General features: G+C 72.4%; 12 protein-coding genes. 8 read left to right on the top strand and 4 right to left on the bottom strand.

Going from position 1 to position 15,908, the window contains the following annotated elements; all coding sequences use genetic code 11:
* The first annotated feature begins 7 nt into the window (after window positions 1-7).
* The 7 genes from ACFYZE_RS00130 to ACFYZE_RS00100 all read left to right on the top strand — a co-directional run bounded on the left by ACFYZE_RS00130 (window position 8) and on the right by ACFYZE_RS00100 (window position 10,911).
* Complete coding sequence (locus ACFYZE_RS00130) at window positions 8-1,381, top strand: hypothetical protein (protein ID WP_388986119.1); 1,374 nt, start codon at window positions 8-10, stop codon at window positions 1,379-1,381.
* 14 nt (window positions 1,382-1,395) lie between these two features.
* Window positions 1,396-2,400, top strand: coding sequence for a glutamate ABC transporter substrate-binding protein (locus ACFYZE_RS00125; protein ID WP_388986115.1), 1,005 nt, complete (start codon window positions 1,396-1,398; stop codon window positions 2,398-2,400).
* Window positions 2,401-2,487: 87 nt separating this feature from the next.
* Window positions 2,488-3,810, top strand: coding sequence for a hypothetical protein (locus ACFYZE_RS00120; protein ID WP_388986112.1), 1,323 nt, complete (start codon window positions 2,488-2,490; stop codon window positions 3,808-3,810).
* Window positions 3,807-6,494, top strand: coding sequence for a tetratricopeptide repeat protein (locus tag ACFYZE_RS00115; RefSeq protein WP_388986109.1), 2,688 nt, complete (start codon window positions 3,807-3,809; stop codon window positions 6,492-6,494). Before ACFYZE_RS00120 ends, ACFYZE_RS00115 begins: the two co-directional genes overlap by 4 nt.
* Before the next feature lie 3 nt (window positions 6,495-6,497).
* Window positions 6,498-7,898: a protein phosphatase 2C domain-containing protein gene (locus ACFYZE_RS00110; protein WP_388986106.1), complete on the top strand. Its 1,401-nt coding sequence runs from the start codon at window positions 6,498-6,500 to the stop codon at window positions 7,896-7,898.
* A gap of 174 nt (window positions 7,899-8,072) precedes the next feature.
* Window positions 8,073-9,455, top strand: a complete 1,383-nt coding sequence (locus tag ACFYZE_RS00105; protein WP_388986104.1) for a VWA domain-containing protein — start codon at window positions 8,073-8,075, stop codon at window positions 9,453-9,455.
* 82 nt (window positions 9,456-9,537) lie between these two features.
* A complete protein-coding gene (locus ACFYZE_RS00100) occupies window positions 9,538-10,911 on the top strand; it encodes an FHA domain-containing protein (protein WP_388986101.1) in 1,374 nt (457 codons plus the stop codon).
* Between the two features lie 22 nt (window positions 10,912-10,933).
* On the opposite strand, the gene ACFYZE_RS00095 is transcribed toward ACFYZE_RS00100, so the two are convergent.
* Complete coding sequence (locus tag ACFYZE_RS00095; protein WP_388986098.1) at window positions 10,934-11,914, bottom strand: methyltransferase domain-containing protein; 981 nt, start codon at window positions 11,912-11,914, stop codon at window positions 10,934-10,936.
* 119 nt (window positions 11,915-12,033) lie between these two features.
* Here ACFYZE_RS00095 and ACFYZE_RS00090 point away from each other — a divergent pair, with 119 nt between their 5' ends.
* A complete protein-coding gene (locus tag ACFYZE_RS00090) occupies window positions 12,034-12,447 on the top strand; it encodes a globin (RefSeq protein WP_388987891.1) in 414 nt (137 codons plus the stop codon).
* A gap of 26 nt (window positions 12,448-12,473) precedes the next feature.
* Here the strand turns inward: ACFYZE_RS00090 and ACFYZE_RS00085 are convergent, their stop codons facing one another.
* Genes ACFYZE_RS00085 through ettA form a run of 3 tightly spaced genes read right to left on the bottom strand, consistent with a single transcriptional unit; the run spans window position 12,474 to window position 15,234 of the window.
* Window positions 12,474-13,160 carry a hypothetical protein gene (locus ACFYZE_RS00085; RefSeq protein WP_388986095.1) on the bottom strand — a complete coding sequence of 229 codons (687 nt, stop codon included), beginning with the start codon at window positions 13,158-13,160 and terminating at the stop codon, window positions 12,474-12,476.
* On the bottom strand, window positions 13,157-13,567 hold the full coding sequence (locus ACFYZE_RS00080) for an acyl-CoA thioesterase (protein WP_388986092.1): 411 nt from the start codon (window positions 13,565-13,567) through the stop codon (window positions 13,157-13,159). Before ACFYZE_RS00080 ends, ACFYZE_RS00085 begins: the two co-directional genes overlap by 4 nt.
* A gap of 2 nt (window positions 13,568-13,569) precedes the next feature.
* A complete protein-coding gene (ettA, locus tag ACFYZE_RS00075) occupies window positions 13,570-15,234 on the bottom strand; it encodes an energy-dependent translational throttle protein EttA (protein WP_388986089.1) in 1,665 nt (554 codons plus the stop codon).
* Window positions 15,235-15,908 lie beyond the last annotated feature (674 nt).

Here is a 15,908-nt window from a genome sequence, read left to right as displayed (position 1 = left end):
AGGTCAGGTGACACAGCTGCAGCAGGGCGTCGCCCCACCGGCGACGCCCCTCGCACCCCGCCGCACCGCCTTCGCCGAGGGCGCCGACCGCCTGCGCGCCGCCGCCGCCACCGAGCCCGGCCGGCTCCGCGTCATCGGCGCCGTCCTCGCCCTGCTCGTCGTCTCCTTCGGCGCCGTCGCCGCCTGGCAGATGACCGACCGCGCGGGCGCCGCCGACGACGTACTGCACCGCAGCCAGCCGCTCAGTGCCGGCGCCGCCGACATCTACCGCTCCCTCGCCGACGCCAACACCGCGGCCTCCAGCGGCTTCCTGGCGGGCGGCCAGGAACCCGCCGCGACCACCCTCCGCTACGAGAAGGACATCCGGACGGCCGCCGCCAAGCTGGTCACCGCCGCGGCCAACGCCGAGCCCGGCTCCCCCTCCGCGGCCACCATCACCAAGCTCAACACGCTGCTCCCGGAGTACAAGGGCCTCATCGAACGTGCCCGCGCCAACAACCGCCAGGGCTTCCCGGTCGGCGGCGCCTATCTGCGGGCGGCGAACGAGAAGATGCAGCAGGAGATGCTGCCGGCCGCCCAGGACCTGTACACCAAGGAGAACCAGCGGCTGCGCTCCGACTACGCGGACGCGACCCCGTACCCCTGGTTCGCCCTGGCCCTCGGCGTCCTCGCGCTCGCCGCCCTCGGCTGGGCGCAGCGCCGCCACTACCTGCGGACCAACCGGGTGCTCAACCACGGTCTGGTCGCCGCCACGGCCGCCTCGGCGATCGTCCTGCTGTGGCTGGTCGCCGGCCACAGCGTCGCCCGCGCGGGACTGAACTCCTCGTACGCGCACGGCGTCCGCTCCCTGAACGTGCTGCACGACGCCCGTATCGCGTCCCTGAACGCGCGCGGCAACGAGAACCTGACCCTGGTAAGCCGCGGCGCCGAGACCAAGAAGCTGCCGAGCGGGGCGGTCGAGGACGCCTACGACTACGCGTTCCAGCAGGACATGGACGCTCTCGGCACGAGCCTCGCCAAGGCGTCCTCCCTCGCCGACGACCAGGCGGGCGAGCAGCCCGTGAAGGCCGCCACCGGCAACATGAAGGTGTGGCAGGAGCGCCACAAGCAGGCCCGGGCGGCCGACGACGACGGCAACTACCAGGCGGCCCTGAACAAGATCATCGGGTCCAGGGCGGACCAGCCCACCGGCGAGTGCTTCGACAGCGTGGACGCGAACCTGGCGAAGGCGCTGGACCACGAGGAGAGTGAGTTCGTGCAGGCGGCGAGCGGCGGGCGGGACGCCATGGCCGGGCTCCCGCTGGGTGCGGCCGTCCTGGCCGTGCTGGGCGCGTCCGGCGCGGTGCTCGGCATCGGGCGCAGGCTGTCGGAGTACCGGTGAGAGGGGGAGCGGCGATGATCGCACGGCGTCTGCGGGCGAGCCTGAAGGGCTGGGGCGGTGTGGCGGCGATGCTCGTCGCCTGCGCGCTCGCCCTGGTCCTCGCGCTTCAGCTGCCGCTGACCCACCCGCGCGGGAACGGTCAGACGGGCACCGGCGGCCCGGGCCTCGCCAGGGCCACACAGGCCAAGGACGACTCCTGCGGGGGCCACCCGGAGCGGATGAGCCCGCCGCCGTCGAGCGACGAGAGCGGCCCGGCGGTCACGGCCATCAAGCAGCGCGGCTATCTCTCGGTGGGCGTCGACCAGAACAGCTACCACTGGGGCTACCGCGACCCCAACACCAAGGGCAGCGACCTCGAGGGCTTCGACATCGACCTCGCCCGCGAGATCGCCCGGCAGATCATCGGCAGCCCGGACGCCGTCCGCTTCCACGCCATCCCCACCAACCAGCGGATCCCGGCGATCAAGAACCACCAGGTGGACATGGTGGTGCGCACCATGACGATCACCTGCGACCGGCTGGCGGACGTCTCCTTCTCCGAGCCGTACTTCACGACCGGCCAGCAGGTGCTCGCGCCCAAGTCGTCCCCGATCACGGGCTATGACACCTCGCTCGCCGGCAGGAGGATCTGCTCGGCGCAGGGTTCGACCGCGAACGCGAAGCTGGGCGAGGACAGGAAGTCCGGCCGGCTCGCCGCGTCCGCCGACATCTCCACCACCGTCCCCAACCAGCTCGACTGCCTGGTGAAACTGCAACTCGGCGAGGTCGACGCGGTGGTCACCGACGGCGCGCTCGCCGCGAGCCAGGCCGCCCAGGACCCGACCGTCGAACTCAAGGGGAAGCCCTTCACGACCGAGTACTACGGCGTGGCGATGAACAAGGATGACAAGGATCTGGTACGCCGGGTCAACCAGGTGCTCGAGGACTACCGCAGGAACGGCTGGCAGGCCTCGTACACCAGGTGGCTGTCCCAGACGCTGGGCAAGGACTCGACGCCGTCACAGCCGCCTTCCACCTGAACCGGCGCAACCGACCTGGTACCACTGGAGAGTTGCCCCGGCGCACCGGACACGCGCGCGGGGAACGACGAGAGCGAGAGGTGATCGATGGGCGTCACGGGACCCACCGGGCCGGTGCTGGACCGGGACGAGGTGGACCGTGCGCTGGCGCGGCTCGGTGCGGAGCACGAGGCCATAGAGACCTCGCTCCTGGCCCTGCAGGACCACGCGGGCCGCAGACTCCTCGAGGGCGCCGAACTGACCGGCGTCACCAAGGAGCGGTGGGCGTCGGCGGAGGCGTCGATCACCCTGCTGTGGGCGTACTTCGACGCCTACACGGACACGCTGCGCACCGCCCGGGAGATCCGCTCCCGCAGGCGCTGGTCGAGCCGCGAGGACCTGGCCGAGCTGACCGAACTGCTGCGCGGCCCGAGCGTCACCGTCGCGGGCGGTGCCACGGCGACGGCGAACGCGCCGACCCTGGCGGGCACCGGCCGGCTGAGCGAGCAGTTCACCCTGGAGCAGCTCGTGGACCGGATGAACGACCTGTACGCGTCCTCCCTGGACATGGTCGTCGCCGCCGACGCCGTCTGGTCGGCGCTGCCCGCCCGGATCGATTTACTGGCCGCGGAGTTGCAGCGGACGCGTCAGCTCGCCCACTCGGTGGGCGTACGCCCCGGCGAGCATCCGGCGGGCGACGACCTGGAGCGCATCACCCGCACCCTGACCAGGCTGCGCGAGCAGGTGGTCTCCGACCCGCTGGCGTACTGGGTCCCGGCCCAGGGCAGTTCGGCGCCCGGCGGCGGCAGGCCGGACACCACGGTGTACGACCGTCAGGCGCGCGCCCTGGAGGACGTACGCCGGGAGATCGACGCGGTGCTGACGGTACGTCAGGATGCCGAGAAACGGCTCGTCAGGCTGCGCGACGTGCTCAGCCGCGCGGACCGCACCCTGGCCGAGGCCCGCAGCGCGCGCGGTGAGGTGCTGGCGAAGATCGCCGCCTCGGAGGTGCCCGCGGTCAGCGGTCCGCCCACCGCGCTTCAGGAGCAGTTGGCGACGGCCGCCGAGTACCGCAGGCACGCCCAGTGGCACCGCCTCTCGCCGCTCCTGGACTCGCTGGAGCAGCGGGCGGAGGACGAACTCCAGCGCGCCCGCGAATCGCTGACGGCGGTCACCGCGCCGCTCGCGGTCCGCGCCGAGCTGCGCGGCCGCCTCGACGCGTACAAGGCGAAGGTGGCCCGGCACGGCCTGGCGGAGGACCCGCTGCTGGTCGAGCGGTACGACACGGCCCGCCGCATGCTGTGGAGCGCTCCCTGCGACCTGAGGGCCGCCGAGCAGGCGGTGCTGCGCTACCAGCGGGCGGCGGCGGAACTGCTCGGCGCGCGCGTGCCCGAGCCGGGCGCACCGGTCGACCGGAGGGGGGAGGCATGAGCCAGGCGGGGCGGACGTGCCAGCGGCCCGGCTGCGAGGGGTCGTACGAGGACGTGGGCGGCGGGGAGCTGTACTGCGACACGTGCGGGCTCGCGCCGGTCGTCTCGGCGAAGGGCGCGGAGGGCTCGCCGCCCGCGGGGGGTGCCGCGGACGGCAAGGGCTCCCAGGGCTCGGGAACCGGCGGCGCGCGGCCCGGTTCCGGGGCGTCGTCCCGGTCGTCGCAGTCCCGGCGGTCGTCGCAGTCGCGGCGCTCGGTGTCGGGCCGGCTGTCCGGGAAGTCCACCGGCCGATCGGTGTCGGTGCGCAGCTCCGGTTCCACGGCGGCAAGTTCGGGTCGCAGCCGGCTCGGCCTGGGCCTCGTGCAGGTCCCGGCGGTGCCGCGGCCCGACCCGCGCGCCATGGTGCTGGAGCACGCGGAGGTGCCCGAGCGCAAGCGGTTCTGCTCGCGCTCGGACTGCGGGGCCCCGGTGGGGCGGTCGCGCGGTGACCGGCCCGGGCGCACGGAGGGCTTCTGCACCAAGTGCGGCCACCCCTATTCGTTCGTCCCCAAGCTGAAGGCCGGCGACATCGTGCACGGCCAGTACGAGGTCGTGGGCTGCCTGGCGCACGGCGGGCTCGGCTGGATCTACCTGGCGGTCGACCGCGCCGTCTCCGACCGCTGGGTGGTCCTCAAGGGCCTGCTGGACACCGGCGACCAGGACGCGATGGCCGCGGCGATCTCCGAGCGGCGCTTCCTCGCGGAGATCGAGCACGCCAACATCGTGCGGATCTACAACTTCGTCGAGCACCTGGACCAGCGCACGGGCTCGCTCGACGGCTACATCGTCATGGAGTACGTCGGCGGCAAGTCGCTGAAGGAGATCGCCAACGAGCGTCGCGCACCGGACGGGCGACGCGATCCACTGCCGGTGGAGCAGGCGTGCGCGTACGGCATCGAGGCGCTGGAGGCGCTCGGCCATCTGCACAGCCGGAACCTGCTGTACTGCGACTTCAAGGTCGACAACGCCATCCAGACCGAGGACCAGCTCAAGCTGATCGACATGGGCGCGGTGCGCAGGATGGACGACGACGAGTCGGCCATCTACGGCACGGTCGGCTACCAGGCGCCCGAGGTCGCGGAGGTCGGACCGTCGGTGGCCTCCGACCTGTACACGGTCGCTCGCACCCTGGCGGTGCTCACCTTCGACTTCCAGGGCTACACGAACGCCTACGCGGACTGTCTGCCCGACCCCGACACCATCGAGGTCTTCCGCCGGTACGAGTCCTTCTACCGGCTGCTGGTCCGCGCCACCGACCCGGACCCCGCGCGCCGGTTCGCGTCCGCGCAGGAGATGTCGGAGCAGCTGACGGGGGTGCTGCGGGAGGTCGTCGCGCTTCGGACGGGCCGTCCCAGGCCCGCGCTGTCGACGCTGTTCGGTCCGGAACTGAAGGTCACGGACACGGAGTTGTTCCCGAGGCAGGCCGGGGAGGTGTCACGGCTGGGGGCACGGGTGGTGCCGGCGCGCCGCCCGCGCCGAGCGGCCGGGGGCGCCCCGGCCGCCACGCCTGGAACGGCGGGCTCCGGCACCGTGGGTGCGCTGCCCGCCACGCCGGGCTCCGTCGCCGTGGGGGCCGCGTCCGCCCCTGCCGTCGCAGCCGCCCCTCTCTCCGCCCCCACCGTCGCCGGCTCCCCCGCCGCAGCTACCGGTCCGGGAGCGGCCGGGAGCACGGGTGGCGCGGCCGCCGCCGGCGCCCCCGCCGTCGTCAAGCCGGTCGACGCCGCTGCCGCCGCGCTCGCACTGCCCGTCCCGCATGTCGACCCCGGCGACCCCAACGCCGGTTTCCTGGCCGGCCTCATGGCCTCCGCGCCCGCCGAGCTGATCGTCGCTCTGCGTACCGCACCCGCCGCCTCCCCGGAACTGCGGCTGCGCGAGTTGCGCGCCCGGCTGGAGATGGGTGAGACGGCCGGTGCCGGGCAGGCCCTCGTGGCCCTGGAGGCGGACCACGCCGACGACTGGCGGGTCGTGTGGTACCGGGGCGTCACCGCGCTCGTCACGGGTGACCACGAGGCCGCCGCGCTCTCCTTCGACGCGGTCTACGACGCCTTCCCCGGCGAGCCCGCGCCCAAGCTGGCCCTCGGCCTGTGCGCGGAGGTCCTCGGCCAGCTCGACAACGCCGCCGAGTACTACCGCCTCGTGTGGACGACCGACCCGAGCTACGTCAGCGCGGCCTTCGGTCTGGCCCGCGTCCAGTTCGCCGCCGGTGACCGCCAGGGCGCCGTGCGTACCCTGGAGTCCGTGCCGGAGGCGTCCATCCACTACACCGCCGCCCGCGTCGCCGCCGTCCGGGCGCGGCTGCGGCAGCGCACCGGCCGGGGACCGGACCCGGCCTTCCTGGACGACCTGGTGGCCGCCGCGGGACAGGTGCAGGCGCTGGAGGCGTACGGTCTGGACGCCGTGCGGCGCGAGCAGTTGTCCACAGAGGTCCTGGGCTGTGCCCTGGACTGGGTACTCTCCGGTGGCCAGGGCTCCGCGCCGCCCGCGGCCGACGGACGGGCGCTGCTCGGCAGCGATCTGGACGAGCGCGGCCTGCGCTTCGGTCTGGAGCGCTCGTACCGGACGCTGGCCAGGCTCGCACAGGGCGGCGAGGAGAGGATCGACCTGGTGGAACGTGCAAACCGTTACCGCCCCCGGACGTGGGTGTGATCGATGTCGCAGATGCCCCGGTCGACGGCGCTTTCGCGGTGCCCCAGCTGTGAGGAGCCCCTGGAGTCGGGCGACCTCTACTGCGGCGCCTGCGGGTACGACCTGTCGGTGGTGCCCGCCCCGCCGTCCGACCCCCCGACGCTGACCATGAACGGCACGGTGCCGCGGCCCTCTTCGGAGGCGCCCCCGGTGGACTGGCCGGCCGCCCCGCCGACGGGCGGCCCTCAGGCGCCCGCCCCGGTGCACCTGCCGACCGACCTGCCGGGCACGGACCTGAGCGGCGCGGAGCCGCCCGGCACGCCCGCCGGCAGGGGCGTGCGGTTCGACCGTCCCGCGGAACCCGGCGACTACCACCTCGCCTCCCCCGAGCGCTCGGCTTCTCCCCCACTCTCGGCTTCGCTCGAGCCGGGTGACCCCCATGGGCAGGGGGGACCCCCGTTTCAGCCGGTCGACCCGCGCACCGCCGTGCCGTCGACGCCTCCCGCCGGCACGAAGGTCTGCGTGGCCTGCCGCGCGGGCACCGTGGACAGCGACGGCTACTGCGAGAACTGCGGCCACGCCCAGCCGCGCGAACGCGACCATTTGGAGCAGGAGTTGAGCGCGGTCGCGGCGGTCAGCGACCGCGGCCTGCGCCACCACCGCAACGAGGACGCGTTCGCGGTCTCCTCCACCGCGCTGCCCGACGGCTCGCCCGCGGTCGTCGCGATCGTCTGCGACGGCGTGTCCTCGGCGACCCGCCCCGACGACGCCTCTCTGGCCGCCGCCCGGGCGGCGAACGAGGCGCTCCTGGACGCCCTGCCGCGCGGCACTCACCCGCAGCAGGCCATGCACGACGCGATCGTCGCCGCCTCGCACGCCGTCAACTCCCTGGCCGCCGAGCCCGAGACGGCCCAGGAGCACGCCCCGCACCAGAACGCCCCCGCGTGCACCCTGGTCGGCGCCGTCGTCACCGCGAGTCTGCTCGTCGTCGGCTGGGTCGGCGACAGCCGCGCCTACTGGGTCCCGGTGGACCGCGCCGCGCCGCCGGCCCGGCTCACCGAGGACGACTCCTGGGCCGCGCAGATGGTCGCCGCGGGCCTGATGAGCGAGGCCCAGGCGTACGCCGACGAGCGTGCCCACGCGATCACGGGCTGGCTCGGCGCGGACGCCTACGAACTGGACCCGCACACCGCGTCGTTCAAGCCGGACCGGCCGGGTGTCGTGGTGGTGTGCACCGACGGGCTGTGGAACTACGCGGAGGCCGCCGAGGAGATGGCCGAGGTCGTGCCGCTCGACGCCGGGCTCCGCCCGCTGCACGCCGCCCGGGTACTGCTGGGCCACGCCCTGGACGGCGGCGGGCACGACAACGTAACAGTGGCGGTCCTCCCGTTCCCGGCACTGCCGCAGGGGGCAGGATCCGCCTGAGAGGTGTGCCGGGGGCACCGTGACGGCGCCCCCGGGCACGCCAGGGGCCGGCCGGGGGTCGGCCCTGGGTGCTGTCGTGGGAGTTGGACGGCAGGGCCCAGGACCGGAGGGGACCGGTCCGCCATCAGTCATCACCCACCGCGGTGGGGTTCTCAAGGGGGATCCGATACGGCCATGGCCAATTTCTCGAAGTCGAACGTGCCGCAGTTCTCGGTGGACGTCTACCAGAACGAGTACCTGCCGGAGGGGGGCCGCGAGGTCAACGCCATCGTCACGGTGACGGCGACCGGTGGCGGCACGATCGGAAGCGCCGTCACGGCGCCCCACCTCTACGGGCCGGGACAGGGCCCTGACGCGGCGGTGGCGATCATGGTCGACTGCTCCGGGTCGATGGACTACCCGCCGACCAAGATGCGCAACGCGCGCGAGGCGACCTCCGCCGCCGTCGACACCCTGCGCGACGGCGTGCACTTCGCGGTGATCGGCGGCACCCATGTGGCCAAGGAGGTCTACCCGGGCGGCGGGCGGCTCGCGGTCGCCGACGCGACCACCCGCGGCCAGGCCAAGCAGGCGCTGCGCCGGCTGAGCGCGGGCGGCGGCACCGCGATCGGCACCTGGCTGCGGCTCGCGGACCGGCTGCTGTCCTCGGCGGACGTCTCCATACGCCACGGCATCCTGCTCACCGACGGCCGCAACGAGCACGAGTCCCCCGACGCGTTGAAGGCCACGCTGGACGCCTGCGCCGGCCGGTTCACCTGCGACGCGCGGGGAGTGGGCACCGACTGGGAGGTCAAGGAGGTCACCGGGATCGCCTCAGCGCTGCTCGGCACCGCCGACATCGTCGCCGATCCGGCAGCCCTCGCCGCCGACTTCACCCAGATGATGGAGACGGCCATGGGCAAGGAGGTCGCGGACGTCACGCTGCGGCTGTGGACACCCGTCGGCACGGAGATCAAATTCGTCAAGCAGGTGGCGCCCACCGTCGAGGACCTGACCGCCCGACGGATCGAGGCGGGTCCGCGCGCCGGGGACTACCCCACCGGCTCCTGGGGCGACGAGTCCCGCGACTACCACGTCTGCGTCCAGGTCCCGTCCGCGAACATCGGCCAGGAGATGCTGGCCGCGCGCGTGTCGTTGGTCATACCGCAGGCCGGGGGCACCTCCCGCTCGAGCGTGGCGGGGAGTGGGGGAGGAAGTGCCCAGAGCCTGGGCGCCCAGGGGCTCGTACGAGCCGTGTGGACCGACGACATGGCGGCGTCCACGTCCATCAACCCCCAGGTCGCACACTACACAGGGCAGGCCGAACTCGCCCAAGTCATCCAACAGGGACTGGATCTGCGCAAACAGGGTGATTTCGATGGCGCAACGGCCAAGCTGGGCCGCGCCGTTCAGCTCGCGAATGCCTCAGGGAACGCGGATACTGCGAAACTGCTTGCGAAGGTGGTGGACGTGGTCGATGCCGCGACAGGTACTGTGCGACTGAAGGCGAAGGTCGCTGAGGCCGACGAGATGACACTCGAGACACGGTCCACAAAGACTGTTCGTGTAAAGAAGTGACATAACAGCCAGCCCGACCCCCAGGGGTTGGAGAACCACGCCGGTCCCGGTGACCGGAAGAAGGAGAGGGGGACGCGCCGACATGCCGACCTGCCCGAACGGACACCAGTCGGGTTCCGACGACTGGTGCGAGGTCTGCGGTCACCGTATGGCCGGTGCCGTGCCCCCGCCTCCGCCGCCGCCCGCCGCCGGTTACGGCTACCCGCCGCCGGGTTCGCCCCCGCCGCCTCCGGGCGCGGGCGGCCGCCCGGGGGGACGCCCGCTGTCCGCCGTACCGGATGCCGAGCCGGAACTGTGCCCGCAGTGCCGTACACCCCGCGAGGGCGGCGCCCCGTTCTGCGAGGAGTGCCGGTGGAACTTCCTGACCAACACGGCGACCTCGTACACCCCCGCCGCCCCGCGCCCGCCTGCGCCGGGTCTGCCGCCGCACTTCCAGCAGGGCGGACCGGCCGGGCCCGGCCCGGACTCCTACGACTACGAGAGGTCCCGGCCGTCGCAGGTCAACCGGCCTGCCGAACCGATTCCGCCGCCGCCGTTCGGCAGCGAGCCGTCCGGGCCCACGCGGTTCGGCCCGGACACCTCACGCCCGTCAGGTCCCGCGGGTCCGCCCGGCTTCGGCGCCGATCCGTCGCGTCCGGTTCCGCCGCCGCCCGGGCCCACGCCCGGTGGCCCCGGTGGCCCGGGCGGCCCCGGTGGCCCCGGGGGTCCCGGCGGGCCCGGCGCGTCCGGTGGTCCGCAGACCACGGCTCCGGGTGCCCCGTCGGGCTTCCCGCAGGGCGCACCGCCCTCCGCCTTCCAGCGGCCCGGTCCGCCTCCTCCCCCGCCGCCGACCCAGGGCTTCCCGCCCCCCGCTCCGCCGCAGTCGGGCGGTCCGTCCTTCGGCGGCGGTGACGACGACTGGGTGATCTCACCGCCGTCGTCCGCCCCGGCGCCCGGCGGCCCGGGCGGTCCCGGTGGCCCGGGTGGCCCGGGTGGCGGTCAGGGCGGTGCCTACGGGTACCCGCAGCCCGGTGCCACCCAGGCCCCGCCGCGCCCGTACGAGCAGCAGCCGGCGACCTGGACCGCGACCATCGGTCCGGACCGCGAGTACTTCATGGCGATGATGCAGCGCTCCGGTCCGGAGGCCGCGGGCCTCAACCTGCCCGCGTACTCCCCGGAACAGCAGCGCACGCTCACCGGCAACCAGGTCACCATCGGCCGCCGCCGCCACTCCACCGGCGACACCCCCGACATCGACCTGTCGGTGCCGCCGGAGGACCCGGGCGTCTCGCACCAGCACGCGGTGCTGGTGCAGCAGCCGGAAGGATCCTGGGCGATCGTCGACCAGAACTCCACCAACGGCACCACGGTCAACGGATCCGAGGAGCCCATCCAGCCCTTCGTGCCGGTGCCCCTGCAGGACGGGGACCGGGTGCACGTGGGCGCCTGGACGACGATCACCATCCGGCGGGGCTGAAAAGGGCTGAAGGAACCGACGATCAGGGGAGGGGCCAGGCGTAAGGCCCCTCCGGGTCGTCCAGCCACGCCCAGGAGCGGTCACCGCCGACCGTGATGCCGTACCGCTCCCGACCGGGCTGTTCCTCGCGCTCCCACAGCGTGTACGCCTCGTACGGATCGAGGCTGCCCCGGGTCAGGGCCAGCAGGAAACGGAACCGGTCGTTGCCGCGCGCCCGCTGCGGCAGCCCGCCCAGATCCCGCGGCTCCGGTTCGGCACGGGTGCCCCCGCGCAACGGCACGAAGAAGGCGGGCGTACGCAGGAAACGCCCCTCGGCGTGCCCCGCGTGCCGTACCCGCAGGGCGACCAGCCCCGTGGCGAACGGTGAGAGGATGCGCGCGCCCGGAGCGCACTGCGCGAGCCAGGCGCATGGGATCGAACTCAGCGAGCAGGTCGCGATGACCCGGTCGAAGGGGGCGCGTTCCGGCACGCCGCGCGCGCCGTCGCCCGTGACCACGGCCGGGTGGCGTCCAGCGGCCGTCAGGTGCTGCCGGGCGGACTCGGTGATCTCCGGGTCCAGGTCGATGGTGGTGACCCGGTCGTCGCCGAGGCGGTGGGCGAGCAGGGCCGCGTTGTAGCCGGTGCCGGCACCGATCTCCAGTACGGCGTTCCCGTCCTCGACCTCCAGCTCGGTCAGCATCTCCGCCATCAGGGAGGGCTGACTGCTGGAGGAGACCAGCTCGCCGTCGCGCACACGGGTGGCCAGCGGGGTGTCGGTGTACGCGCCGCGCAGCCACTGTTCCCTGCGCCCGGGGTCCGGGTCGCCGCACCATCGGCGTTCGTAGCCGCCCCTGACGCCGATGTAGTAGTACGGCACGAAGAGATGGCGCGGCACCGCCTCGAACGCCTCACGCCACACGGGATCCGCGCTCCAGACGCCGCTCGCGTCGATCTCCCGCACGAGTTCCGCCCGTGCGGACGCGGCGAGGTTCTCCAGATCCTGGTCGAGAGCGTGCGTGGCCATACCTCCACTGTGCTGCGGCACACACTCCCGAGGCGAGCACGCCGCGCGCCGGATCCGGAATCCGCCCCTCTGGCCCCCTGGTCCTAAGCCTTGCGTCCTCGGTCGGCGTGTCTGAGACCATGGGGCATGTGAAAAAAATTCGGCGCGGCACGCTTCAGGAGCAGACCTTCTACGAGCAGGTCGGCGGGGAGGAGACCTTCCGCCGCCTGGTCCACCGTTTCTACGAGGGAGTCGCCGAGGATCCGATCCTGCGGCCCATGTACCCCGAAGAGGACCTGGGCCCGGCGGAAGAGCGCTTCGTCCTGTTCCTGATCCAGTACTGGGGCGGCCCGACGACGTACAGCAAGCAGCGCGGACATCCCCGTCTGCGCATGCGCCACGCCCCGTTCGCCGTGAACCAGGCCGCGCACGACGCCTGGCTGAAGCACATGCGGGTCGCGGTGGAGGAACTCGGCCTCTCCGAGGAGCACGAGACCACGCTGTGGAACTACCTGACGTACGCCGCCGCGACGATGGTGAACACCCCGGGGTGAGCCTTGGGGTCGGGGTCCGCCGAACGTCAGCGGACGCTGACGTTCAGCGCGCCCAGTCCGGCCCTGCGCACGGCGATCGACCCGTACGGCGTGCGCAACCGGAGCCACGCGCCGCAGGAGAGCAGCGCGACCGGTTCCTCGGTGGACGCCTGCGGGGCCGGGCGCAGGAAGCCCAGCGACTGCGCAGCGTGCACGGCCCGCACCGGCAGCCCCGTGTCCCCCACCGTGCGGGACCAGATCTCCCGGCCGATCCGGTCGAGTTCGGCACGGGTGCGCCGCTCGGCCGGCAGCTCCTCCGTACGGGACCTGAACTCGGCCACCGCCGCCGCCACGGTCGCCCGCAGCGCGTCGGGCGCCGCAAGCCCCGGCTCGGGCCGCCATCCGGCGCGCGGCGGCAGGACTCCCGCCCAGGGCGGCCCGGTGACGGTGGCGGGTACCGCCGCCGTGGCCGCCGACTCGTCGACGGACTCCAGGAGTTCACCCGCCGACACGGTCACATCGAGCTGGACCTCCAGCCCGTCCTCATACGGCTTGGCGAGCCGCACCGCGCGGACCGCGAGCACCTCGAACGACGGCGGCCGCCCGAAGACCGCCAGCGTCGTCCCGGCCGCCTGCAGACGTACCGCGGCGCCGCGGTCGTAGCGGAGCAGCCGGGCCAGGAAGGCGGCGAGGTCCGCCGCCTCCCCGTCGTCGGCGAGGTGGAGCACCGTCATGCGGCGACGGCCTCCTCCTCGTCGTCCCGGTAGTCCTCGAGGAACGCGCGCTCCTCCGCCGTGATCCGGCGGGGCCGCTGTGCCTCGAAGTCGAACGGCACGACCACCGTCGAGGCCCGGACGCAGACCAGGTCGCCGTCCTTGACCTCGTAGGCGACCGTGAAGGACGCCGCCTTGATCTCCGTCACCCACAGCTCGATGTCCACCGGCTCGGGCCGGTGGACGAGCTGCCGCTTGTAGTCGATCTCGTGGCGTGCCACCACGGATCCCTGCCTGAACTGCTTGTCCGGGCGGCTCAGGAAGTCGATCCGGGCTTCCTCCAGGTAGCTGAGGAACACGGCGTTGTTGACGTGGCCGTATGCGTCCATGTCCGCCCAGCGCAGCGGGCAGCGGTAGATGTGCCGCAAGGTCAGCCCCGGGTCAGCTTCCGGTAGGTGGCACGGTGCGGACGGGCCGCGTCCGGACCGAGCCGCTCGATCTTGTTCTTCTCGTACGACTCGAAGTTGCCCTCGAACCAGAACCACCTGGACTCGCCCTCGTAGGCGAGGATGTGGGTGGCCACACGGTCGAGGAACCACCGGTCGTGGGAGACGACGACGGCGCAGCCGGGGAACTCGAGCAGCGCGTTCTCGAGCGAGGACAGCGTCTCCACGTCGAGGTCGTTGGTCGGCTCGTCGAGGAGCAGCAGGTTGCCGCCCTGCTTCAGGGTGAGCGCGAGGTTGAGGCGGTTGCGCTCACCGCCGGAGAGGACACCGGCCGGCTTCTGCTGGTCCGGCCCCTTGAAGCCGAAGGCGGAGACATACGCCCGGGACGGCATCTCGACCTGCCCGACGTTGATGTAGTCGAGCCCGTCGGAGACGACCTCCCACAGCGTCTTCTTGGGGTCGATGTTGGCGCGGGTCTGGTCGACGTAGGAGATCTTGACGGTCTCGCCGACCTTGATGTCACCGGAGTCCGGCGTCTCCAGCCCCTGGATCATCTTGAAGAGGGTGGTCTTGCCGGCGCCGTTCGGGCCGATGACACCCACGATGCCGTTACGCGGCAGCGTGAACGAGAGCCCGTCCACGAGGATCTTCTCCCCGAAGGCCTTGTGCAGGTCGTTGACCTCGACCACGACGTTGCCCAGGCGCGGGCCCGGCGGGATCTGGATCTCCTCGAAGTCCAGCTTCCGCATCTTCTCGGCCTCGGCGGCCATCTCCTCGTAGCGGGCCAGACGTGCCTTGGACTTGGCCTGCCGCCCCTTGGCGTTCGACCGCACCCACTCGAGCTCTTCCTTCAGGCGCTTCTGCCGCTTGGCGTCCTTCTGGCCCTCGACCTTCAGACGGGTGGCCTTGGTCTCCAGGTAGGTGGAGTAGTTGCCCTGGTAGGGGTAGGCGCGGCCGCGGTCCAGCTCGAGGATCCACTCGGCGACGTTGTCCAGGAAGTACCGGTCGTGGGTGATCGCCACGACGGTGCCCTCGTACTTGGCCAGGTGCTGCTCCAGCCAGTTCACGGACTCGGCGTCGAGGTGGTTGGTGGGCTCGTCGAGCAGCAGCAGGTCGGGCTGCTCGAGGAGGAGCTTGCAGAGCGCGACGCGGCGCTTCTCACCACCGGAGAGGTTGGTGACGGGCCAGTCGCCGGGCGGGCAGCCCAGGGCGTCCATGGCCTGCTCCAGCTGGGAGTCCAGGTCCCACGCGTTGGCGTGGTCGAGGTCCTCCTGGAGCTTGCCCATCTCCTCCATCAGCGCGTCGGTGTACTCGACCGCCATCTGCTCGGCGATCTCGTTGAACCGGTCGAGCTTGCCCTTGATCTCGGCGACACCCTCCTGGACGTTCTCCAGGACGGTCTTCTCCTCGTTCAGCGGGGGCTCCTGCAGCAGGATGCCGACGCTGTAGCCGGGCGTGAGGAAGGCGTCACCGTTGGACGGCTGCTCCAGCCCCGCCATGATCTTCAGCACGGTCGACTTACCGGCACCGTTCGGACCGACGACGCCGATCTTGGCACCCGGCAGGAAGTTCAGGGTGACGTCGTCGAGAATCACCTTGTCGCCGTGCGCCTTGCGCGCCTTGCGCATGGTGTAAATGAACTCAGCCAAGAGAAACCGTCCGGCAGCTTGAAATCTGGCAGTGGGCAGATACACCCCATCTTGCCGTACGGCCACCCCTGGGCGGAAACCCGTTAGGGCCGGGGGCTGTGACCTGGGGTTTCGACGCTGACGGCCTCGGCTCGTCTGTCACTCTCGGTCACCGCTGGTCGGCATCGCGGAACCTCGGACGGCCCACAGACGGCCCAGCGGCCCCAGGGCCTCCCGAGGTCGGGCGGTACCGCCATCATGGGCGTCCTCTCCCTGACCTTTGACCCTGACCGGCAGCAGTCAGAGGCCTTCCGATCCGTAGCTCGGTCGTTGAAGGTCATCCGGGCTGCCGCCACGCCCATGAGGGCCGGTGCGAATCGCCGCTGGTTGCTGGGTTGCTGTACTTCGCTGCTGTACCGCCGCCGTCGGCCGGTGGCCCGTCCGCGGAAATCTCTCGGGCGGGCCGGCGCAGGCAGCGGCCTGCCTACGACTCCATGCCTGTGCCGTGGGGCTACGAGCGCTGCGAGGCAGAGGCGTGCGCACGTGCGGGGCTGCGGCCGCTTCGCTGTCATCGACACGTCACAGCCTCGTTCGTCGCTTAGCTCGGCGTTTAGCTTGGCGTTCAACGCCGCAGGTCACCTCGCTCCGGCTGAAATGTAGTCATACGTGTGGTGGAGCGCGGTGCGCGTCGGCTT

This window comes from Streptomyces sp. NPDC001796, from assembly GCF_042892355.1.
Classification (GTDB): domain Bacteria; phylum Actinomycetota; class Actinomycetes; order Streptomycetales; family Streptomycetaceae; genus Streptomyces.
Note: the sequence above shows the minus strand (reverse complement) of the source record. Positions and strands in the feature narration are given on the sequence as shown.